Genomic DNA, 20,720 nt, shown 5'->3' with positions numbered 1-20,720 from the left:
CGCGATGCTACCGCGCGGCGCAGCGCCCGGCAATCACCGCTTTATTTGGCGGCGAGTTCCTCGCGGGTCAGCACGGTCTGCTCGCGCACCTTGGCGGCATTGGCCTGCATCGCTTCGGGCGTCATTGCGACCATGCCGATCTTGGCCAGCGGGCCGTCCTTGTCCCAGCTCTTCACCCACTCGTCGAGATAGGCGCCGAGACCCGGAATGGCGCGCATATGTGCCTTCTTTACATAGACATAAAGCGGGCGCGCGCCGGGATAGGCGAAGCTGGCGATGTTTTCATAGGTCGGCTGCACGCCGTTCATCGGCAGGCCCTGCACCTTGTCGAGATTTTCCTCGAGATAGGAATAGCCGAAGATGCCGACCGCACGCGGATTGCTCTCGATCTTCTGGACGATGAGGTTGTCCTGCTCACCCTGATCGACATAGGCGCCGTCGTCGCGCACTTCGGTGCAGACCTGCTTGTACTTGTTCTCGTCGCTGTCCTTCAGCGCCTTCATCGCCGGATCGGACTTGCACCCGGCTTCAAGGATCAGTTCCTTAAGCGCATCGCGCGTGCCCGATGTGCTGGGCGGACCGTAGACGAGGATCGGATCGGCGGGCAGCGCCGGATCGACATCCTTCCAGGTCTTGGCGGTCTGTTCCTTGCCATAGGGGCTGGCGGCCAGCGCCTCGTAGACGGTCTTGGGCGACAGGTTCAGCATGATCCCGCCCTTGGCCGAAGCAAAGGCGATCCCGTCGAGCCCGACCTGCAATTCCATGATCTCGTCGACCTTGTTGGCCGCGCAGTTATCGAATTCGCTGTCCTTCATCCGGCGCGAGGCGTTGACCATGTCGGGGGTGTTTGCACCCAGTCCCTTGCAGAACAGCTGGATGCCGTTGCCGGTGCCGGTGGATTCGATCAGCGGCGAACGGAAATCGGTGTTCGAGCGGGCGAAGTTTTCCGCCACCAGCTTGGCGAAGGGATAAACCGTCGACGAGCCGACCGCATGCACCGAATTGCGCGAGGCACCCCCGCCGCTGTCGCAGGCGGAAAGGGCAAGCGCGGCAAGCGCGAGGGCGGCACCGGTACGGGCGATAGCGGGAATGCGAAGAGACATGGGACATCCTGATGGTGTTAGCGCTGAGGCGCGCTACTGCCTGTTCATGACAACAGTGTGACGCGGACCGCGCTGTCATAAAGGCCTGTGCGCGGGCGCCGGTGAAGATTTGCAGCCCTTTCTGCAACCGCCTGACGATGCGTGATATTTCCTCCGAAACGGAGATATCCGGCTTAACAGCATCGTAAGGGCTTTCATGCTAGCCGCGTGGGCATGAGCAGGGTGCGCCTCGCGTTACTGATGTGGATGGCTGCAGCGCTGATGGCGCTGGGCCTTGCCGCGCCTGCTTCCGCCGGCACGCCGAAGCGCGCCGCTATTTCGGCGCTGTGCCATGCTGCCAGCGGGCCGGATCGCACCACCGAAGCAATGATCGAACGTGCCGCATGGAATTGCACCGGCGCCGGTTGGCAGGCCGATGCGCCTGTCGCCTGGCTGCGGTTCGAGGCTGATGCGTGGCGTGACGCGTCCCTCCCGCGGCATTTTGTCACCCGCGCCGCACGGCACGAACGGATCACCTTCTATGCGCTTGACGCGGGCGGCACCCTGCGCGGGCGAAACTTTGACGAAAGCGACGGGACGCCTTTTGCCGCCGGGCCGGTGTTCCGCCTTCCGCTGCCGGTGCTGACCTCGGAAACCGAGGCACTGCTGGTGCGGATCGACCGCCCGCATTCGATTCCGATGCTGACCGAAGCCGTGCTGGTGCATGACCTCGACGAAGCGGGCCGCTCGCTGGAAGAGATGATGCTGCTGACGCTCGTGCTGGGGATGCTGGTGCTGCCGCTGCTGTTCGATATCAGCTTCTATCTGGTGCTGCGCGAACGGTTCGTGCTGTTCCACGCCGCCATGGTCGTGTCGATGATGGGCTATGTGCTGTTCGCGGGCGGCGTGATTTCGAGCGTGGTCACTCTGCCGGTGGCGGTGATGGCGGTCATGGCGCCGCTGTGGTGGTCGAGCGGCTGCGGCGCAGCATTGCTGTTTCTCAGCACCTTTCTCGAAGGCGGGGCGCTGTCGCGCGGGATGCGTCGCCTGACCTTCTGGGCCGGATGCTGGACCATCGCCGTGCCGGGGTTCTTCGCCTTGCAGCTGCACGCCACACAGGCCTTCGACGATGCGGGCTATTTCCTTGCGATCATGCCTTCGGCAGTGGTGGTTTCGGCTGCGCTGATCCATGCGATCCTGCGCGGCAGCCGCTCGGCCAAATTTGTCGGCGTCGCGTGGTTCCCGCTGATCCTGACCTCGATGGAGCGGCTGATCCGCGGGCTGGGTGTCTATGCTGGCCCGTCCAGCCTCGATCTGATGATGTTCGTGGCCACGGGGATCGAGGTGATCGTGATCAGCCTTGCCATTGCCGACCGTTTCCTCGCGATCCGCATCGAACGCGACGCGGCGCTGACAGAGGCGCGGATGCTGGAACAGATATCGACCCGCGATTCGCTCACCGGGCTGATGAACCGCCGCGCGATCGAGGCGCGGTTCGACGCGCTGCTTGCGCAGGGTTTCGATACCTTCGCGCTGGTCGATCTCGATCGCTTCAAGGCGATCAACGACCTGCACGGGCATCAGGTCGGCGATGCCGCACTGGTCGCCTGCGCCAATGCGATCCGCATGGCGGGCGACCGCGATTCGGTCGCGGTCAGGCTTGGCGGGGAGGAATTCGTGGTCCTGCTGCGCGGCGAACGGACGCTCGAACGGGCCGAGGCGCTGCGGCAGGCAATCCCGCGGCGGATCGCGCAGGACGTGCCCGGGCTGGACCTGCCAGTGACCGCGAGCATGGGCGTGATCGTGCTGGCGCAGGCGACGCGCCATGCGATGCAGTTTTCCGAATTCTACGCCCGCGCCGATGCGCTGATGTACGAAGCCAAGGCGAGCGGGCGCAACCGGCTTGCCTATGAACGCCTGACCGTGTTCAGCCAGCCGCCCGCGCCGCGCCGCACGCGTGAAAGCAAGGCTGCCTAATCGCCCCTGAAGGGCGCGAGCACTTCGGGCCGCACGCGGGCCAGCCTGCCGCTTGCCCGGTCAAGCATCGCCCACGTGGTCGCCGCGCTGACGAGGCGTTTGCCGGATGCGTCGGTGAACTCCACCCGGCGGAGCGATTTTGCGCCTTGGGCCGGGCCTTCTATCCATGTCTCGGCGGTGACGGTCTCGCCTTCGGACACGTTGCCGCGATAATCGATCTCGTGCCGCACCACGACCCAGAAGAACGCCGCGCGATCCTCCGGGCGAGCCACCGCATCCCAGTGGGCGGTGGCCATGTCCTGAATCCACTGCACCCAGACAGTGTTGTTGACGTGGCCGAGTTCGTCGATGTGCTGCGGCGCGGCCACGAAGGTGCGGGTGAAGCGATGGGTCATTTCCAATCTCCGTTCGCCTCGAGCGCAGTCGAGAGGCCGAGATCAGTGTCTCGCCTACGCTCGACACGAACGGGCTTGAGGGGGCTTACTCCTTCGGAGCCATACCCATCTGCCACAGGATAAAGGCGAATTCCTCCGCCGTTTCCTTCAAGGAGTTCCAGCGCCCGGACTGCCCGCCGTGGCCTGCGCCCATGTTGGTCTTGAGCAGCAGCAGGTTATCGTCGGTCTTCAGCTCGCGCAGCTTGGCGACCCACTTGGCCGGTTCCCAATAGGTCACGCGCGGATCGTTGAGGCCCGCCGTCACCAGCATCGGCGGGTAATCCTTGGCCACCACCTGATCATAGGGCGAATAGGCCAGCAGGTAGGCAAAGGCCGCCTTGTCGGTGATCGGGTTGCCCCATTCCTGCCATTCGCCCGGTGTCAGCGGCAGCTTTTCGTTGAGCATCGTGTTCAGCACATCGACGAAGGGAACATGCGCGACGATCGCACCATATTGCGCAGGATCCTGATTGATGATCGCCCCCATCAGCTCGCCGCCTGCCGAACCGCCGCTTGCGGTCACCATGCCTTCGCCGGTGTAGCCCTTGGCAATCAGGCCACGGCCTGCGTCGACGAAATCGTTGAAGGTGTTCATCCGTTCGAACAGCTTGCCCTGCAGATACCAGCGCCGCCCCAGATCGTCGCCGCCGCGAATATGGGCGATGGCATAGGCAAAGCCGCGGTCCACCAGCGACAGACGCGAGGTCGAAAAGCCCGGCGGCACGGCATAGCCATAGGCGCCATAGGCATAGAGATGCAGCGGCCCCGGCCCTTCGATGCCCTGCTTCGCCAGAATCTCCGCCCGGTCTTTCCGCATCAGGATGCTGACCGGCACCATCGTCCCGTCGCGCGCCGCGATTGTCAGGCGTTCGGAGACATAGAGCGAGGGATCATATCCGCTCGGAATTTCCTGCGTCTTGAGCGTTTCCAGCGCGCCCGTCGCCACGTCGTAGTCATAGACCGTGCTCGGCGTGACCATCGACTGATAGGCCAGCCGCAGCTTCTTCATGTCGTATTCTGGATTGTTCGACAGGCCCGCGGTGTAGCTCGGTTCGGGGAAGGTGATCGGGGTCACCCTGGCCGGATCGGCATATTGGCGCAGCTGGATCTGGTCGAGCCCGTTCAGCCGCCCTTCGGTGACGAAGAAGTCTTTGAAAAGCTCGAAATCGGTGAGGTAGAAATCGTCCGATCCGGCAATCACCGTCTGCCATTCGCCGGGCGTTTCCAGCTTCGCCTTGGCAAGGCGGAAGTTGATGTGTTCATCATTGGTCAGCACCCAAAGCTCGCCGTCGCGGATGTCGACGCTGTATTCGACGCCCTTCTGCCGCGCCTTCACCAGGATAGCAGGTGCGGTGGGATCGGCGGCGGGCACAAGGCGCACCTCGCTCGTCTCGTTGTCGCCGGTGGCAATGATCAGCCAGTCTTCCTGCGCGGTCAGGCCAGTGCCGACGCCGAAGGACTGGTCTTCCTCCTTGTAAAGCGTAACGTCCTCGCTCACCGGCGTGCCGATCACGTGCAGCTTGGCCTCCAGCGTGCGCCATTCCTCGGTCGCGGGGCCATAGACCAGCGCGGTGTCGCCCTTCACCCAGGTCAGCCCGCCGCGCAGGTTTTCCAGCACGTCGGGCAGCAGTTCGCCGGTTTCGAGGTCCTTGATCCGCGCGGTGTAGCGTTCCGACCCGTTGGTATCGGTCGAAAAGGCAAGGAACCGCCCGTTCTGGCTGATCGAGGCCGCACCGAGGCGGAAATATTCGAGCCCCTCGGCCAGCTCGTTCTCGTCGATCAGCAGCTGCGGATCGCCCCCGCCCACGGGCTTGCGCCAGTGCTTGCGATACTGCGCGCCTTCCTCGAACTCGCTCCAGTAGATGTAGTCGCCGTCCTTCTGCGGAACGGTGCTGTCGTCTTCCTTGATGCGCGCGCGCATTTCCTTGAACAGCGCCTCAGTCAGGCCTTCCTGCGCGGCCATGTGCGCTTCGAAATAGGCGTTTTCGGCCTTGAGGTGATCGAGCACCTCCTCGTCGTCCACCAGCGGATAGGACTTGTCGTACAGCCAGTCATACGGGTCTTCGATGGTGATCCCGTGGCGGGTGTAGGAATGCGGGCGCTTCTCGGCGACGGGGGCCTTGATGTCGGTGACGGCGGACTTGGCGGAAGTGGTCACGCGGGTCGGTTCCTCGTTGTTGGCATTGCCGGTCGCGGCAAGCGGAGAAGTGGTGGCTGCAAGCGTGGCTGCAAGAACGAATGTGCAGATCTGGCCGGTCATGGTGCGACACCCCTTGTCGACGGTTCGGGTGGAAAGGCGAGGCCGATAGGCCTATGTTGGGGGTTCTAATCATACATTTCCGCGCGGCAAGTGCTGCGCGCCGACACCCGAGGATCCTTGCCATGCTGATGCAAACCCATGAAGCCCGCCTTGCCGCCCTGCGCGAAGAGTTGAAGCGGCGCGGGGTGGACGGGTTCATCGTGCCGATCAGCGATGAACATATGAGCGAATATGTCGGCGATTATGCCCAGCGCCTGAACTGGCTGACGGGTTTCGGCGGATCGGCGGGCTTTGCCGCGGTGACGCTGAACCACGCGGCGATCTTCGTCGACGGGCGATATACCGTGCAGGTGCGCGAGCAGGTGGACGGCAATCTGTTCACATACAAAAGCGTGCCTGCCGACAGCCTCGGCGCGTGGCTGGCCGAAGTATGCGAGGCCGGCGCCAAGATCGCCTATGATCCCTGGCTCCATACCTGGGCCTGGGTTGAGGCGGTGGAGAAACAGGTGGAGCCCAAGGGCGTCACCCTTGTGCCCGCCGAAAGCAACCCGATCGACGCGGTGTGGGCCGATCGTCCCGCGCCCTCGCCCGCCGCAGCGCTGGTTTACGAGGATGATCTGGCCGGAAGCTCCTCGGCCGAAAAGCGCGCCGCCGTGGCCGACTGGCTGGTGAAGCACGGGCATGACGCGGTGGTGATCCCGGCGCTCGATTCGGTCGCATGGCTGCTCAATATCCGCGGGGCCGACGTGCCGCACACGCCCGTCGCGCTGTCCTATGTCATCGCCCACAAGGACGGCAGCGCCGAGCTGTTCATCGCGCCCGAGAAGGTGACGCCCGAACTGGCGCGCCACCTCGGCAATGCGGTGACGATCCGTGATCGCGACGCCTTCGAGAGCGCGCTGACTGGCGAGCTTTCGGGCAAGAGCGTCAGTCTCGATCCCGATTTCGCGGTGGTCGGCATCGCGCAGGCGCTGCGTTCGGGCGGCGCGAGGTTCACCTTCAAACAGGACCCGACGATCCTTGCCAAGGCGATCAAGAACCCCGCCGAACAGCAGGGCCACCGCGATGCGCAGGTGCGCGACGGCGCGGCGGTGAGCCGGTTCCTGCGCTGGCTGGAGATCGAGGCGCCGCTGGGGGGCGTGGACGAACTGTCCGCCGCCGCCAAGCTGGCCGAATTCCGCGGGCGCGATCCGGGCCTGCGCGATCTTTCCTTCGACACCATCTCCGCCGCCGCCGGCCACGCCGCGCTGCCGCATTACAAGGTGGACGAGGACAGCAATATCCCGATCCCGCCGGGTTCGATCTACCTCGTCGATTCGGGCGGGCAATATCCGGGCGGCACCACCGACATCACCCGCACCGTGTGGGTGGGACCGGGCGAACCGACGGCGGAGATGCGCGACCGCTTCACCCGCGTGCTGAAAGGCCACATCCAGATTGACCGTGCAGTGTTTCCGCAGGGCACCTGCGGCGGCCAGCTCGACGTGCTGGCGCGTCAATATCTGTGGGAGGCGGGCGTCGATTACGCCCACGGCACCGGGCACGGGGTGGGCAGCTTCCTCGGCGTCCACGAAGGCCCGCAGCGCATCGCCAAGCCTTCGGGCGGTCAGGCCGGGACGGGTCAGGAACTGTTCGCAGGGATGATCCTGTCGAACGAACCGGGCTATTACAAGCAAGGCGCCTTCGGCATCCGGATCGAAAACCTCGTGCTGACCGAGGAACGCCGGATCGAAGGGATGGAGGGCCGCTATCTCGGGTTCGAGACGCTGACCTTCGTGCCGATCGATCGCAAGCTGATCGAAAAGAGCCTGCTGACCACCGAGGAAGTGGCGTGGATGGATGCCTATCACGCCAAGGTGCGCGAACTGCTGTCGCCGCTGCTCGAAGGCGAGGAGCTACAATGGCTGGAGCGCGAGACCCAGCCGCTTTGAGGCAGCTTGCGGGAACATATTTGTTCTTGTAATGTTCTCACCTCGGCGAGTCGCATCGGGCGGCGCGCGTGACGGGAGAACTTTCGATGATCGGTTACGTCACTCTTGGCACCAATGATCTGCCGCGCGCGGCGGCGTTCTATGATGCGATTGCCGCGCATTTCGGCGTCGGGCGGATGATGGATTTCGAAACCTTCATCGCCTGGGGGCAATGGGGCGGCGCGCCCGGGATCGCGGCAACAGTGCCGTTCGACGGCCAGCCTGCCACAGTCGGGAACGGGGTAATGGTCGCGCTCGAAGTGAAAACGCCCGAGGATGTCCACGCCCTCTATGATATCGCCATGGCCCACGGCGGCAGCGATGAAGGCGCACCCGGCCCGCGCGGGGATGACGGGTTCTACGCCGGTTATTTCCGCGATCCGGACGGCAACAAGCTCAACGCCTTTTGCATGGTCGCAGCCCCGCAATAGCGCGAATCTCGGGCAATTTTCGCCGGTTTAGGCCTCGTTTTCGCCCGTTTAGACCCCCGCGAGCCCGGTTTTCGGCGATGTTTCACGTGGAACATCGCCGCCGGGAAAGGGGGCAGGGGGTCAGCGCATCAGCCCGCCGACAAGGTTGCGCACGAAACGGCCGACAACCGGCCCGGCCAGATCGGTCGCGATCGAACCGGCGGCGGACGTGACCCCCGAGGCAACCGGATTGGCGCGGCTTTTCTTGCCCAGCACCTTTGACGCGGCCATCCCTGCGGCGCCGCCTACAGCCACCTGGACCCCGCGCGAAATCGCCTTCTCCCACAGGCTGGTGCTCTTGCGGGGCCGCTTGCCGACTTCCTCCTCGCCAACCTCGGCGACTTCTTCGGCGGTGGCGGCGGCATCGGCAGCCTTCGCGGCGAGGACTTCCTCGGCACTCTCGCGGTCAACGCGGGTATCGTACTTGCCGTCGACCGGACTGATCGACTGGATGATCGCGCGTTCCTTCGGCGTCACCGGCCCCAGCCGCGAACGCGGCGGCTTGATCAGCGTGCGTTCCACCACCGTCGGGGCGCCGTCATCGTCAAGCGTCGAGACCAGCGCTTCGCCCACCTTCAGCTCGGTGATCGCAGCCTCGACATCGAGCTTCGGATTGATGCGGAAGGTCTCGGCCGCCGCCTTGATCGCCCGTTGGTCACGCGGGGTAAAGGCGCGCAGCGCGTGCTGGACACGGTTGCCGAGCTGGCCCGCGACTTCCTCGGGAATGTCGATCGGGTTCTGGGTGACGAAGAACACCCCCACCCCCTTTGAACGGATCAGGCGCACGACCTGCTCGATCGTGTCCTGCAACGCCTTAGGCGCATCGTCGAACAACAGGTGCGCCTCGTCGAAGAAGAACACCAGCTTGGGCTTTTCCGGATCGCCCACTTCGGGCAGCGATTCGAACAGTTCGGCGAGCAGCCACAGCAGGAAGGTTGCGTAAAGCTTGGGGCTGCGCATCAGCTTGTCCGCGGCAAGAACATTCACATAGCCGCGCCCCTGTTCGTCCACCTTCAGGAAATCGTCGATCTCCAGCGCCGGCTCACCGAAGAAGTTGTCCGCCCCCTGCGCTTCGAACGACAGCAATTGCCGCTGGATCGCGCCGACCGAGGCCTTCGACACATTGCCGTATTTGCCCGAAAGCTCGGCCGCATTGGCATTGGCCCATTGCAGCAGCGCGGAAAGGTCTCCGAAATCGAACAGCAGCAAGCCGTTCTCGTCGGCATAGCGGAAGACGATCTGCAGCACGCCTTCCTGCGTTTCGTTCAGATCGAGCAGGCGCGACAGCAGCAGCGGGCCCATTTCCGATACGGTGGTGCGGATCGGATGCCCCTGTTCGCCGTAAAGATCCCAGAAGATCACAGGATTGTCGGAATAGGCATAGTCGGTGATGCCCAGTTCCTTCGCGCGGCCTTCCAGCTTGTCGGCGTGCTTGAAGGTGGGCGAACCCGGCATGGCAATACCCGACAGATCGCCCTTCACATCGGCAACGAACACCGGCACCCCGGCGGCAGAGAAGCTTTCGGCGATGCCTTGCAGGGTCACCGTCTTGCCGGTGCCGGTCGCCCCGGCAATCAGCCCGTGGCGGTTCGAACGCCCCAGCAGCAGCGTCTGGCGCGAACCGTCCGCGCCGAGACCCAGATAGATTTCGCCCGCCACTTCCGTCATTCCGCGTCCCCTTGTCTGCGCCTGATCCTGATGTGCAGGGGGCGGACGCGGTGGTCAAGTTCTCGACAGAGGCGCAGGTTTCAGCCAAGGCTTATGCCATGGGTCAACCGCTGCCATTCGTGCTGCTCGACGATGCCCGCGCCGGCGACGGGGCGGCCGATGCGCTGCTCTATGAAGCGCCGCGGGCGCTGTTCGTGGCCACCCGTCCCGATCAGGTTGAACGGGTGCTGGCCGAGGCCGAAACCGCGCGGGCGGCGGACGGCGGATCGCTGGCGGGATACATCGCCTACGAAGCGGGTCTGGCGCTCGAACCGCGGCTCGCTCCGCTTGCCGCAGCGCGTTCGGGCGCAGCCGGCCCGCTGGTGTGGCTCGGTCTGTTCGATGCGCCCCGCCGCATTGCGGCCGCCGATGTCCCCGGCTGGCTGGCTGACCGCTCCGAAGGCACCGGCACCCTCGGGCCGATGGACCCCCAGCTTTCGCCCGGCGGCTATGTCGAGGCGTTCGAGGCGCTGCGCGAGGCGATCCACGCGGGCGACATCTATCAGGCCAACCTCACCTACCCGCTGGCCGGTTCCTGGCGCGGCGATCCGGTGGGGCTTTATGCGGCACTGCGCGACGGCAGCCGCGCGGGCTATGGCGGGCTGATCTTCGACGGATCGCACTGGCTGGCAAGCTTCTCGCCCGAACTGTTTGTCGCGCTGAATGGCAACGAGGCCAAGGTCAAACCGATGAAGGGCACCCGCCCCCGCATGGCCGAGCCCGAAGCCGACAGGGCGATGGCGGACGACCTCGCCTCCTCGGTCAAGGACCGCGCCGAAAACCTGATGATCGTCGATCTGATGCGCAACGATCTGTCGCGCGTGGCCGAAGCGGGCAGCGTCCATGTCGATGCGCCCTTCGCGGTCGAATCCTACCCGACGGTGCACCAGATGGTGTCGACCGTGCGCGCCCGCCTCGCGCCCGGCAAGGGGGCGATGGATCTGGTGCGGGCATTGTTCCCCTGCGGATCGATCACCGGCGCGCCCAAGATCCGCGCGATGGAACTGCTGGGCGAGATCGAGCGCGATGCACGCGGGCCATACTGCGGGGCGATCGGGCGAATCGATGCAGACGGCAACGCCGCCTTCAACGTCGCGATCCGCACCCTGCGCCTGACCCCGATCGAAAACGGGCAGGGTTCGGCGGTGCTGGGCATCGGATCGGCCATCGTCGCCGACAGCGAGGCCATGGCCGAACGGCGCGAATGCGAGGTGAAGGCGGGCTTCCTGCGCCGCGCGGCGCCTGGGCTGACGGCGCCGCAATGCGATCTGATCGAGACCATGCGGTTCGAACCGGACAGCGGCATCGCGCTGCTCGAACTGCATCTGGCGCGGATGAAAGCGAGCGCGGCGGAATTGGGCTTCGCCTTCGATCGCCACGCGCTGCGCAACCAAATTCAGGCGCTGTGCTTCGAACTCGATACCCCCGCCAAGGTGCGCCTGCTGGTCGCCCGTAGCGGGGCGAGCGCGCTCGAAACCGCGCCGCTGCCTGCGCCGCTGCCAGACCCGGTGAAGGCGGTCGCGCTGCCCAACCCGATCGATCCGTCGGACTGGCGGCTGATGCACAAGACCACCGATCGCGGTTTCTACGAGGATGCGCTCGAGGCAGCACGCAGCTTCGGCGCGAACGAGGCGGTGCTGGTGCGCGCTGACGGGCTGGTGACCGAAGGCAGCTTTACCAGCGTCTTCGTCGAAGGGCCGGACGGCGTGCTCCTCACCCCGCCCGCCAGCCTCGGCCTGCTGCCCGGGGTGCTGCGCGAACAACTGCTGGCCGAAGGCAAGGCCCGCGAATCGGAACTGACATTGCACGATCTCGAAAACGGCTTCTGGCTCGGCAATGCCCTGCGCGGGCTGATGCGGGCGGAACTGATATGAACCTGAACATCCTTTACGAAGACGGAGAAGCGCTGGTGATCGACAAGCCCGCCGGGCTCCCGGTCGATCGCCCGCGCAAGGGCGGGCCGTGCCTTGACGATCATCTCGACGCGCTGAAGCTCGGCTTCCAGCGTCGCCCGGTGGCGGTGCACCGGCTGGATACCGACACCTCGGGCTGCCTGCTGCTGGCCCGCAATCCCAAAGCGCTCGCCCGCTTCAACCGCGCGTTCGAGGATCGGCTGGTAGGCAAGACCTATCTTGCCATTCTCGCCGGACATCCGCCGGGAACCGAGGGCACGATTGAACTCGCGCTGTCGAAGATCAGCTCGGCAGAGAAGGGCTGGCGGATGATCCCGGCGAAGAAGGGCAAGCCTGCCGTATCGCATTGGGAGCTGGTCGGGGAGTTGGGGCCCAACAGCCTGATCCGTTTCCGCCCCGAAACCGGCCGCACGCACCAGCTGCGCGTCCATGCCCTGAAAGGCCTTGGCGCACCCCTGCTGGGCGATCCGGTCTATGGCGCGGGTGCGGCGCCGGGGGCTTCGCGGACGATGCTCCATGCCGAAAGCCTGACTGTGACCCGCCCCGGCAAGACTCCGATCGAAGCCCGCGCGCCCCTGCCTGCCGATTTCCGCGCGCTGGGGGCGCAAGATGGATGACGACGCGCCCGAACCGCTGACGTCGCGCGCCCTGCGACTGGCGAGCGAGAGCTTCCTCGCCGGATCGGGGCCGGGCGGGCAGAACGCCAACAAGGTCGCCACCGAAGTCGAGCTGCGCGTCAATATCTACGCGCTGCGCCTGCCGCCGCCGGTATTCGCGCGGCTGCGGTCGCTGGCCGGATCGAAGCTGGCGGGCAATGGCGATCTGATCGTCACCTCAAAGGCGCACCGCACGCAGGAGGCCAACCGCCAGGACGCCCGCGCGAAACTCGCCGCCCTGCTGGAGGAAGCCCAGACCGAACCGAAGAGGCGCGCGAAAACGCGGGTCAACCGCGTCGGCAAGACGGAGCGATTGAAGGTCAAGAAAGCGCGCGGCGCGGTGAAGGCCAATCGCGGCAAGCCGCGCGCCGGAGACTGGTAACGCCCCCGCGAGCCGCCTTGACTTTTCCCCGTGAATCGCCCAATGGCCCGCCCGTGTGCGGTGTGCCGGGCCTTCCGGGCGCGCCGCGTTTGCTTTTTTGACGCCCGCTTCGATCCGTTTTGTGGGCCAATCGTTTGACAGGATACCGCCATGGCGAAGCCCACCACCGTCAAGATCCGCCTCGTCTCGAGCGAAGGCACCGGCTTCTTCTACGTGACCAAGAAGAACCCGCGCAACATCACCGAGAAGATGAGCTTCCGCAAGTATGATCCCGTCGCGCGCAAGCACGTCGAGTTCAAGGAAGCCAAGATCAAGTAAGATCTGGTGCGCGCCTTCCGCAGGGCGGCGGGCGCGATAATTCATCGACAGTTCAATCCCGCGGCCTTAACCGCCGAGGTATGACGAACTCACCACTTTTCGCCCGCACCCTGCTGATCGGCCTCGGCGCCGGCACGCTTGCGCTTGGCCTGGTGCCCGCGCTCCCTTCCCCGATCGCTCCCGCGCCGCTCGCCGCACAGTCCGGCGGCGAGATCGATGCCGTGGTGGGCGCTCTGCGTTCGATTTCCACCATGCGCGCCGATTTCACCCAGACCGACCGGCAGGGCAATGTCATGTCCGGCGTGATGACGCTGAAGCGGCCGGGCAAGATCCGCTTCGATTATGGCAAGGATTCGGATTTCCTCGTCATCTCCAACGGTAAGTCACTCTACGTCGTCGATTACGAGGTAAGCCAGGTCGAACGTTGGCCGATCAAGAATTCGCCGCTGGGCGCGCTGTTCGATCCCGAACGCGACGTGAAGCGCTATGGCAAGCTGGTGCCGACCGGCAACAAGGACGTCATCAGCGTTGAAGTGCGCGATCCCAAGAAACCCGAATTCGGGATGATCAATCTGATCTTCGTGCGCAACGCATCGGCTCCGGGCGGCTGGCAGTTGACCCACTGGGTCGCGCTCGACGCACAGAATCACCGTACGCGGGTGCAGCTGACGAATCAGCGCTATGGCGTGGCGGTGGCGGACAGCACATTCACTTTCCGCGATCCGCGGCGTTCGTCCCGTCGCCCGGGGTGAACGGCTGGGCGGTGAATTGTTGTAAGGAAGCGACAAAATTTCGCCGCCGTTCATGTCCGTGAAAGCCAGCCACGGCTAATTACTCTCAACAAGGCAGGTCGAAGGGCGGTTTCCCCCCTGTTGCCCACCCTTCCCTAGGGCCTGTCTTGCAAAGCGTGACGAACGCTCCAACGAACCCTCGACCCACCGCCCCCGGGTCGAGGGTTTTTGTTTGTGGGGTGTTTTTGTTTTCGCCCTCAGGCACAGGGCCATCCGGACCGCTTGGCATTCCTCGCATAAGCTCGGGCGCGCGGTCGCGCTTGCGGCGGCTGCGCCGCCGTTACTGCGCGCCTTGGCAATCTTTCGGCTTTATTCCGGCCAGCCCAATGCCTTGCGCATGATGGAGTAGATGCGGTTCTGTTCGATCACGCCGCGTGCGCCTTGTGCGCCGGGGCCGGTGGCGAACAGGGCAACATCCTCGCCCCCGTGGGTTTCGCTGCCCAGCGGCACCAGCGATTGCTGGCGGGCGGAAATACCGGTTTCGGGCATCGGGCGACCATGATCGTGATCGCCGTCATCCTTCGACAGCAACCCGCCAGGCCCGTTGGCATAGCCGAGCGTGGTATAGGGCTTGCCGTCCGCAGCCAGCAGAGGCGAGGTGCCGTCGCCGCCATCCTCGCCGCTGCCCTTGGGCGGCACCACCAGCCCGAGGATGTCGTTCCCGCGCCGGGGGTAGCCCGCGATGGTGAAGACGTGGCTGTGATCGGCGGTGACGAGGATCAGCGTATCCGCCGGATCGGTGTGATCGACCGCCCATTGCACAGCACGGGCGAATTCGACCGCTTCTTCCAGCGCATAGCCCGCCTGCCCGGCATGGTGGCCGTGATCGATCCGCCCGCCTTCGACCATCAGGAAGAAGCCGTCGGGATCGCCCGAAACCCGCGCGATGGCCTGCGCGGTCATGTCGGTCAGCGTGGGTTCGGGCGACTCCGGCCGGCGTTCTGCCATGTATGTCATGTGGCTGGGGTGGAAGAGGCCCAGCACCGGCCGGTCCATCGGTGCAGCGGCGAGGCCTGCCGCGTCCTTCACCACCATGCCGCCGCTGCGCGCCGCCCATGCCGCAGGCAGATCGGCTTCCGATTCGGCGCGGCGCCCGCCCTTGTTGCGGCCATAGAAAGCCGCCGTTCCGCCGCCGAGCGCGACATCGAAATCGGCCTCGGACAATTGCAGCGCGATATCCTTGCACCCCTGCCCCTGCTGATCATCGGGGATATTGCTGTCGGCCTCCCAATCGCGGTCGGCGCTGCGGGCATAGACCGCTGCGGGCGTGGCGTGGGTCAGGCGGGTGGTGGTGACGATCCCGAGCGCAAGCCCCCGGCGTTTTGCCTCCTCGCCGATCAGCGGCAGCGGGTGGGCCAGCGCATCGCTGCACACGCCTTTTTCCGCTTCCGGCCCGATCCCGATCACGCCGATACTGGTCTTGACCCCGCTGTTCATCGCCGTTGCCGTGCCCGCGCTGTCGGGCACCTGGGCATTGGTGTTGTAGGTCTTGACCAGCGCGACATTGGGGAAACGCTCGAAGCTGAGGCTGTTCTCCTCGCCCGACTCTCCGCGTTTCTGCGCTTCGTAAATCCGCGCGGCGGTGATGGTGGAAATGCCCATCCCGTCACCGATGAACAGGATGACGTTCTTCGCGCGCGGCTCTGCCGGTGCCTCGGCCTGATGGTGGCGAGCAAGTGCGGGACTTGCAGCGGTACTGGCAAGCAGCAGGGCGGTGAGAAGCGTGCGGGTCATTGGGGTCTCCGTAGGGCTGATCCCGGCCTATCGCGACGCGATGCGACAATAAAGCGAAAGCTGGAAAGGAGTCTTTGCCGTCCTATCGCTTCGCTGCTTGAGGGCGTTCTTGCCGCCCTACCGCTTCGCTACTTGAGGGCTGCGGCTTCTCCCCCTAAGTCCACCCGATGCTGTCTGTCGCCACCTGGAACATCAACTCCGCGCGTCTGCGCGTCGGGCTGATCGAGAAATTCCTCACCGAAACCGCACCCGACATCCTGTGCCTGCAGGAAATCAAGTGCGAGAGCCACCTGTTCCCGGCCGAGGCGCTCGCCGCGCTGGGCTACACCCATCAGGCGGTGAGCGGGCAGAAAGGCTATCACGGCGTCGCCACCGTCAGCCGCGTGCCGATCCGCGAGGTCACCCGCCACGACTGGCAGGCCAATGGCGAGGCGCGCCACATCGGGGTCGAGGTGCTGGACAAGGGCGTGATGGTCGAAAACGTCTACATCCCCGCAGGCGGCGACGTGCCCGATCGCGAGGTGAACCCCAAGTTCGGCCAGAAGCTCGACTTCCTCGGCCGCATGACGGGGTGGGCGGACAAGCTTGATGCGCCCACGCTAATTGTCGGGGATTTCAACATCGCCCCTCTGGAAAGCGACGTGTGGAGCCACAAGCAGCTGCTCAAGGTCGTCAGCCATACGCCGATCGAGGTCGAAACGCTGGGCCGTTTCCGCGATGCGCATGGCTGGATCGATCTGGGGCGCGAGCATATCCCGCATCCGCAACGCTATTACTCCTGGTGGAGCTATCGCAATCCGAAGTGGCAGGAGAACGACAAGGGTCGGCGGCTCGATCACATGTGGGCCTCGCCCGATCTGGCGAAACAATCGACCGCGCACCGGGTGCTTGAGGATGTGCGGGCGTGGGAACAGCCGTCCGACCATGTCCCGCTGATCACGGAGTTCGACATCTGACGCAGACACCATCTCCCGCGCGCCGCGCCGCGCAGGCGGTGGACGCATTGCGCCACGGCTGGCCGCTGGCGTTCGACGGCGGCCCGGTGCTGCTGCCGGTCGAAACGGCGATTGCCACGGGCGCGCGCAGCCAGCGAATGCTGATATCCGCCGCGCGCGCGGCGACACTGAAACTCGCCAACCAGCGCGAGGCTGCAGTGCCCCACGCGCCCGTGCTGATCGCAGGGGGCGAGGATTTCACCCTGCGCGATGCCTTGCCGATTGCCGATCCGGCGCTTGATCTGGGCAATCCCTTGAAAGGCCCGTTCAAGGCGGTGGGGCTCGACTGGGCCGAAGCCGCCGCCGCCGCGCTGGAACTGGCGCGGATCGCCGGAATCCTGCCTGCATTCCTCGTCGATCCGGTAGACGCGGGCGAGGCCGTGCCGGTCGCCGCGAGCGATTTGGGCGCCTATGCCGATGCTGGAGCCTTGCGCATCGTGACCCGCGCGCGCCTGCCTGTCTCGGCTAGCGAGGATGCAGAGATCGTCGCTTTCCGCTCCAGTGCCGATCTGCGCGAACACGTCGCGCTGATCATCGGCAAGCAGACGGGCGACCGTCAGCCGCTGGTGCGCCTGCATTCGGAGTGCCTAACCGGCGACATCCTCGGCAGCCTCAAATGCGATTGCGGCCCGCAGCTCGATGCCGCGCTCCACGCGATGGCGCACGAGGCAAGGGGCAGCGGCGGCTGGGGCGTGCTGCTCTACATGCGGCAGGAGGGGCGCGGAATCGGGCTCGTCAACAAGCTGCGCGCCTACCGCTTGCAGGATCAGGGCTTCGACACGGTCGAGGCCAACCAGCGCCTCGGCCTGCCCGACGAAGCGCGCGATTTTCCGGTGGCGGCACGGATGCTGGAACTGCTCGGCGCGCGCACCATCCGGCTGCTGACCAACAACCCGGCCAAGGTGACGGCGCTATCGGCGGCGGGAATCACGGTAAGCGAGCGCGTGCCGCACCAGCTCCCCGAAAACCCCCACAACGCAAGGTATCTGGCGACCAAGCGGGATCGCTCGGGGCACCTTCTCCTTTAGCGCGTCTCGTACTGCTTGATCCCCGCCGCGATCCGGTTGCCGCGCATCGTCACCTGCGATGCCGTCCAGTCGGCGAGGAACACGGAGTTGCGCGAGAGGCCGGGCACGAAGCGCGCCTCGTTACCTTCGACCTTCAGCCCATCGGAAGGGTGCAGCAGGTCTTCCGCCCCCAGCGCGATGAAGGCCGAATAATTGTCCTTGTCGCGGCCCTGGACGAACCAGTTGTCGGCGATCCGCCCGATGCTGCCGGCGGGCAGATCGATCATGTAATTGGTGCCCTTGCCGTTGGCGTCGTCAAAGCTGTTGTTCTCGATCACCACCTCGGCGCTGCGGGCCTTGACGTAGTGGCCGCCCATCCCGCGCTCGAACCGGCTCTCGCGCACGGTCAGCGAGCCATAGTTCCCGATATAGATCGAATGCGCGCACCCGGCGGAGTTCTCGCAGGTGCCGAGCCCACTGAAGGTAGAGCGGGTGATGTAGATGCGCCCGCCCGGATCGTTGGCAGTAAGGATGCCCTGCTCGCTGTTCTGGAAGCGCGCGTGGGCGACATTGAGCGCGCCTTTCTCGAGCCGGATGCCCGCCCCGTTGCCGTCGGGCACTTTGATGTTGCTGAAGGTGATGCCGCGAATCTCAGCGCCGATGCCGCGCAGCACGAAGGCGGCCTTGCCCTCGCAGGCGCGGGCCATGAAGGTGACACTGCCGGGCTCGGGCGCTTCGTAGATGATCACGCCGCCTTCCTGCACCGCGCATTGCCGATAGGTGCCCGGCGCAATGCGGATCGTGCCGCGCCCGTTCCCGATTGCGTCGACCGCGTCCTGCAAATTGGCGAAGCGCTGGCCGCTTTCGGCCACGGTGAAAGCATCGGGCACCGGCTGGGCGCTGGCAGCGAACAGGGGCAGCGCGCTCGCGACGATGAGGGCGAGGGTGCGCAGGGGCGATGCAACGACGGTTTTGATCATGCGCGAGACAATATCACTCGCCGCCCCCGCTTCGCTACCGCGCATACAAGGGGTGTGCCCATTTGGCACTTGGCGTTTCCGGCCAGGCTTGGCTAAACCCTGCCGCGACCGGGCCGCGCCGCATGCGCCCTGCCCGCCCTATTCGAGAGGAGAGACCCGAACCATGCGCAAGCTTTTTGCCCCCACCGCTCTGGCCGCCGCCACGCTGATGCTGGCCGCTTGCGGCAGCTCCGACGACGCTTCGACCGAAGCGAACGCCGACACCGTCGAAATGCCGGCCGACGAAGCGCTGGAAGCGATCTCGGACGAGCCTGTGGCCGATCCCGAGGCAACCGCCACCGACGCGCCCGAAACCGACGCCGAAGCCGCCGCGACGGCCGAACAGGCCGCTGATGCTGCGGCCGGCGTCGCTGCCGAAGCAGCTGCCGCGGCCGAAGACACCGGCGAATAAGGCCCGCAGGCGGTGCGCCGTCCGCTTGTCCTTGCCGCACTGCTTGTGGCGCTCGCCGCCTGTGACAGCGCGGGCGCCGATGCACCGGGCGGCGTGAGCAAGGGCGAGGCCGAGGCGCTCGATCAGGCTGCCGAGATGCTCGATCAGCGCCGCCTGCCGCCCGAGGCGCTTCCGCCCGACGCCGCGCCTGCCGATTTGACAGGCGACACCGCGCGCCCGAACGGCCAGTGACCCCGATCAACCCCTGACGATCCGGCGGCGGGTTGCCGCCGTCCCGAGGAACAGTTTGCCATGAATGCCCCCAGCACCCTCTCCGCTCCGCACAATCCCGGCATGGACGAAGATACCTTCGAACAATTTGCCGAGCAGCTGACCCGCTATGTCCGCGAACGGCTGATCCCTGCGGAAGCCGAAGTCATCGCCAATGATCGCATTCCCGACGAAATCGTGAACGAAATGCGCGATATGGGCCTGTTCGGCCTGTCGGTGCCGGAGGAATATGGCGGCGCTGGGCTGAACATGACGCAGTATGCCCGCGTAGTGAACATCATGGCCTATGCCGCGCCCGCCTACCGTTCGATCTTCTCGATCAATGTCGGCATGTTCGCATCGGCGCTGAAGAACGGCGCAACCGAGGCGCAGAAAGCCGAATGGTATCCGCAGATCGCCGAAGGCAAAATCGCGTGTTTCGGTCTGACCGAACCGGGTTCGGGCAGCGACAGTGCCGCCATGGCCACCACCGCCGTCCCCGATCCTGACGGCAATGGCTGGATCCTCAACGGCACCAAGCGTTACATCACGAATGCCCCGCACGCCGATGTCGCGCTGATAATGGCGCGCACCAGCAAGGAAGCCCTGCCCAAGAACGCGCACGTATCCGCCTTCCTGGTGCCGATGGACACGCCGGGCGTATCGACCGGCAGCCCCGACAAGAAGATGGGCCAGTCCGGCAGCCATATCTCCGACATCATGCTTGACGACGTGCGCGTGCCGGGTGACGCGCTGCTCGGCGGGGAGACCGGCAAGGGCTTCCGCTTCGCCATGCAGAGCCTCGACAACGGCCGCATCAGCGTCGGCGCGGCGGCAACCGGCTATGCCCGCCGCGCGCTCGATTCGGCGATGCGCTACGCCAATGAACGCAAGGCCTTCGGCGAGCCGATCGCCAATTTCCAGCTGATCCAGCAGATGCTCGCCGACAGCGAGATCGAGATCTACGCCGCCGAGGCGATGATGAAGGACGTAACGGCGCGCGCCGACGCGGGGGAGAACATCCTCGTCAAGGCCGCCGCCTTCAAGGTCTTCGCCAGCGAAATGTGCGGCCGCGTGGTGGACCGCGTGGTGCAGGTCTATGGCGGTGCGGGATACCTTGCCGAATACGACGCCGAACGCTTCTTCCGCGATGCACGCATCTACCGCATCTACGAAGGCACGACGCAAATCCTCCAGCTCCAGATCGCCAAACACCTGCTGCGCGAATGGAAGGATTCTTGATGTTCCGCAGCCCATCCGGGCTGCGAAATCCTCGCTCATGGGGCCTGACGGCCCCGTCGCTGCGGGCGGGCGGTCGCCCTTGCGGCTCCCACGCGAGCCGTT

At 65.5% G+C, this 20,720-nt stretch carries 19 protein-coding genes; 13 read left to right on the top strand and 6 right to left on the bottom strand.

Annotation, left to right across the window (positions count from 1 at the left end; all coding sequences use genetic code 11):
- Positions 1–41: 41 nt before the first annotated feature.
- Positions 42–1,103 (bottom strand): substrate-binding domain-containing protein, encoded by a 1,062-nt coding sequence (locus tag OIK40_RS12630; protein ID WP_273678704.1) that lies wholly within the window; start codon positions 1,101–1,103, stop codon positions 42–44.
- Positions 1,104–1,316: 213 nt separating this feature from the next.
- Between OIK40_RS12630 and OIK40_RS12625 the strand changes: the two genes are divergently transcribed.
- On the top strand, positions 1,317–3,059 hold the full coding sequence (locus OIK40_RS12625; protein WP_273678703.1) for a GGDEF domain-containing protein: 1,743 nt from the start codon (positions 1,317–1,319) through the stop codon (positions 3,057–3,059).
- Here the strand turns inward: OIK40_RS12625 and OIK40_RS12620 are convergent.
- Both OIK40_RS12620 and OIK40_RS12615 read right to left on the bottom strand, forming a co-directional pair.
- A complete protein-coding gene (locus OIK40_RS12620; RefSeq protein ID WP_273678702.1) occupies positions 3,056–3,454 on the bottom strand; it encodes an acyl-CoA thioesterase in 399 nt (132 codons plus the stop codon). The genes OIK40_RS12625 and OIK40_RS12620 overlap by 4 nt on opposite strands.
- Before the next feature lie 85 nt (positions 3,455–3,539).
- Entirely contained in the window at positions 3,540–5,753 is a 2,214-nt protein-coding gene (locus OIK40_RS12615) for a S9 family peptidase (protein WP_273678701.1), read from the bottom strand.
- 122 nt (positions 5,754–5,875) lie between these two features.
- Here OIK40_RS12615 and OIK40_RS12610 point away from each other — a divergent pair, with 122 nt between their 5' ends.
- Together OIK40_RS12610 and OIK40_RS12605 are read left to right on the top strand one after the other, a co-directional pair.
- Positions 5,876–7,684 carry an aminopeptidase P family protein gene (locus OIK40_RS12610; RefSeq protein ID WP_273678700.1) on the top strand — a complete coding sequence of 603 codons (1,809 nt, stop codon included), beginning with the start codon at positions 5,876–5,878 and terminating at the stop codon, positions 7,682–7,684.
- Positions 7,685–7,770: 86 nt separating this feature from the next.
- Positions 7,771–8,154 (top strand): VOC family protein, encoded by a 384-nt coding sequence (locus tag OIK40_RS12605; RefSeq protein WP_273678752.1) that lies wholly within the window; start codon positions 7,771–7,773, stop codon positions 8,152–8,154.
- A gap of 120 nt (positions 8,155–8,274) precedes the next feature.
- Here the strand turns inward: OIK40_RS12605 and OIK40_RS12600 are convergent, their stop codons facing one another.
- Positions 8,275–9,861, bottom strand: coding sequence for a helicase HerA-like domain-containing protein (locus OIK40_RS12600; RefSeq protein WP_273678699.1), 1,587 nt, complete (start codon positions 9,859–9,861; stop codon positions 8,275–8,277).
- Between the two features lie 98 nt (positions 9,862–9,959).
- Here OIK40_RS12600 and pabB point away from each other — a divergent pair, with 98 nt between their 5' ends.
- The 5 genes from pabB to OIK40_RS12575 all read left to right on the top strand — a co-directional run bounded on the left by pabB (position 9,960) and on the right by OIK40_RS12575 (position 13,921).
- Positions 9,960–11,774, top strand: a complete 1,815-nt coding sequence (gene pabB, locus OIK40_RS12595; protein WP_273678751.1) for an aminodeoxychorismate synthase component I — start codon at positions 9,960–9,962, stop codon at positions 11,772–11,774.
- Positions 11,771–12,430 (top strand): RluA family pseudouridine synthase, encoded by a 660-nt coding sequence (locus OIK40_RS12590; RefSeq protein WP_273678698.1) that lies wholly within the window; start codon positions 11,771–11,773, stop codon positions 12,428–12,430. The genes pabB and OIK40_RS12590 overlap by 4 nt, the downstream gene beginning before the upstream one ends.
- The gene (gene arfB / locus OIK40_RS12585; protein WP_273678697.1) at positions 12,423–12,851 is read left to right on the top strand and encodes an alternative ribosome rescue aminoacyl-tRNA hydrolase ArfB; all 429 of its coding nucleotides are present in this window, start codon (positions 12,423–12,425) and stop codon (positions 12,849–12,851) included. The genes OIK40_RS12590 and arfB overlap by 8 nt, the downstream gene beginning before the upstream one ends.
- 150 nt (positions 12,852–13,001) lie before the next feature.
- Positions 13,002–13,169 (top strand): 50S ribosomal protein L33, encoded by a 168-nt coding sequence (rpmG, locus tag OIK40_RS12580; protein WP_017664380.1) that lies wholly within the window; start codon positions 13,002–13,004, stop codon positions 13,167–13,169.
- 80 nt (positions 13,170–13,249) lie between these two features.
- Complete coding sequence (locus tag OIK40_RS12575; RefSeq protein ID WP_273678696.1) at positions 13,250–13,921, top strand: LolA family protein; 672 nt, start codon at positions 13,250–13,252, stop codon at positions 13,919–13,921.
- Positions 13,922–14,269: 348 nt separating this feature from the next.
- Here OIK40_RS12575 and OIK40_RS12570 read toward each other — a convergent pair whose 3' ends face one another.
- Complete coding sequence (locus OIK40_RS12570; protein WP_273678695.1) at positions 14,270–15,694, bottom strand: alkaline phosphatase; 1,425 nt, start codon at positions 15,692–15,694, stop codon at positions 14,270–14,272.
- A gap of 167 nt (positions 15,695–15,861) precedes the next feature.
- Between OIK40_RS12570 and OIK40_RS12565 the strand changes: the two genes are divergently transcribed.
- Positions 15,862–16,650: an exodeoxyribonuclease III gene (locus OIK40_RS12565; RefSeq protein WP_273678694.1), complete on the top strand. Its 789-nt coding sequence runs from the start codon at positions 15,862–15,864 to the stop codon at positions 16,648–16,650.
- A gap of 38 nt (positions 16,651–16,688) precedes the next feature.
- On the top strand, positions 16,689–17,717 hold the full coding sequence (gene ribA / locus OIK40_RS12560) for a GTP cyclohydrolase II (RefSeq protein ID WP_273678693.1): 1,029 nt from the start codon (positions 16,689–16,691) through the stop codon (positions 17,715–17,717).
- On the opposite strand, the gene OIK40_RS12555 is transcribed toward ribA, so the two are convergent.
- Complete coding sequence (locus OIK40_RS12555; protein WP_273678692.1) at positions 17,714–18,676, bottom strand: right-handed parallel beta-helix repeat-containing protein; 963 nt, start codon at positions 18,674–18,676, stop codon at positions 17,714–17,716. The two genes, ribA and OIK40_RS12555, sit on opposite strands and share 4 nt — an antisense overlap.
- A gap of 163 nt (positions 18,677–18,839) precedes the next feature.
- Here OIK40_RS12555 and OIK40_RS12550 point away from each other — a divergent pair, with 163 nt between their 5' ends.
- Genes OIK40_RS12550 through OIK40_RS12540 form a run of 3 tightly spaced genes read left to right on the top strand, consistent with a single transcriptional unit; the run spans position 18,840 to position 20,618 of the window.
- Entirely contained in the window at positions 18,840–19,127 is a 288-nt protein-coding gene (locus OIK40_RS12550) for a hypothetical protein (protein WP_273678691.1), read from the top strand.
- 12 nt (positions 19,128–19,139) lie between these two features.
- Positions 19,140–19,358, top strand: coding sequence for a hypothetical protein (locus OIK40_RS12545; protein ID WP_273678690.1), 219 nt, complete (start codon positions 19,140–19,142; stop codon positions 19,356–19,358).
- 60 nt (positions 19,359–19,418) lie between these two features.
- A complete protein-coding gene (locus OIK40_RS12540) occupies positions 19,419–20,618 on the top strand; it encodes an acyl-CoA dehydrogenase family protein (protein WP_273678689.1) in 1,200 nt (399 codons plus the stop codon).
- Positions 20,619–20,720: the final 102 nt, after the last annotated feature.

The organism is Erythrobacter fulvus (assembly GCF_028595285.1).
Classification (GTDB): Bacteria; Pseudomonadota; Alphaproteobacteria; order Sphingomonadales; family Sphingomonadaceae; genus Erythrobacter; species Erythrobacter fulvus.
This window is presented reverse-complemented; position numbering and strand designations above follow the sequence as displayed.

Coding starts and splice junctions, on each gene's coding strand:
- OIK40_RS12630 (WP_273678704.1), bottom strand. CDS start 1,103: ATGTCTCTTCGCATTCCCGCTATCGCCCGTACCGGTGCCGCCCTCGCG.
- OIK40_RS12625 (WP_273678703.1), top strand. CDS start 1,317: ATGAGCAGGGTGCGCCTCGCGTTACTGATGTGGATGGCTGCAGCGCTG.
- OIK40_RS12620 (WP_273678702.1), bottom strand. CDS start 3,454: ATGACCCATCGCTTCACCCGCACCTTCGTGGCCGCGCCGCAGCACATC.
- OIK40_RS12615 (WP_273678701.1), bottom strand. CDS start 5,753: ATGACCGGCCAGATCTGCACATTCGTTCTTGCAGCCACGCTTGCAGCC.
- OIK40_RS12610 (WP_273678700.1), top strand. CDS start 5,876: ATGCTGATGCAAACCCATGAAGCCCGCCTTGCCGCCCTGCGCGAAGAG.
- OIK40_RS12605 (WP_273678752.1), top strand. CDS start 7,771: ATGATCGGTTACGTCACTCTTGGCACCAATGATCTGCCGCGCGCGGCG.
- OIK40_RS12600 (WP_273678699.1), bottom strand. CDS start 9,861: ATGACGGAAGTGGCGGGCGAAATCTATCTGGGTCTCGGCGCGGACGGT.
- pabB (WP_273678751.1), top strand. CDS start 9,960: ATGGGTCAACCGCTGCCATTCGTGCTGCTCGACGATGCCCGCGCCGGC.
- OIK40_RS12590 (WP_273678698.1), top strand. CDS start 11,771: ATGAACCTGAACATCCTTTACGAAGACGGAGAAGCGCTGGTGATCGAC.
- arfB (WP_273678697.1), top strand. CDS start 12,423: ATGGATGACGACGCGCCCGAACCGCTGACGTCGCGCGCCCTGCGACTG.
- rpmG (WP_017664380.1), top strand. CDS start 13,002: ATGGCGAAGCCCACCACCGTCAAGATCCGCCTCGTCTCGAGCGAAGGC.
- OIK40_RS12575 (WP_273678696.1), top strand. CDS start 13,250: ATGACGAACTCACCACTTTTCGCCCGCACCCTGCTGATCGGCCTCGGC.
- OIK40_RS12570 (WP_273678695.1), bottom strand. CDS start 15,694: ATGACCCGCACGCTTCTCACCGCCCTGCTGCTTGCCAGTACCGCTGCA.
- OIK40_RS12565 (WP_273678694.1), top strand. CDS start 15,862: ATGCTGTCTGTCGCCACCTGGAACATCAACTCCGCGCGTCTGCGCGTC.
- OIK40_RS12555 (WP_273678692.1), bottom strand. CDS start 18,676: ATGATCAAAACCGTCGTTGCATCGCCCCTGCGCACCCTCGCCCTCATC.
- OIK40_RS12550 (WP_273678691.1), top strand. CDS start 18,840: ATGCGCAAGCTTTTTGCCCCCACCGCTCTGGCCGCCGCCACGCTGATG.
- OIK40_RS12540 (WP_273678689.1), top strand. CDS start 19,419: ATGAATGCCCCCAGCACCCTCTCCGCTCCGCACAATCCCGGCATGGAC.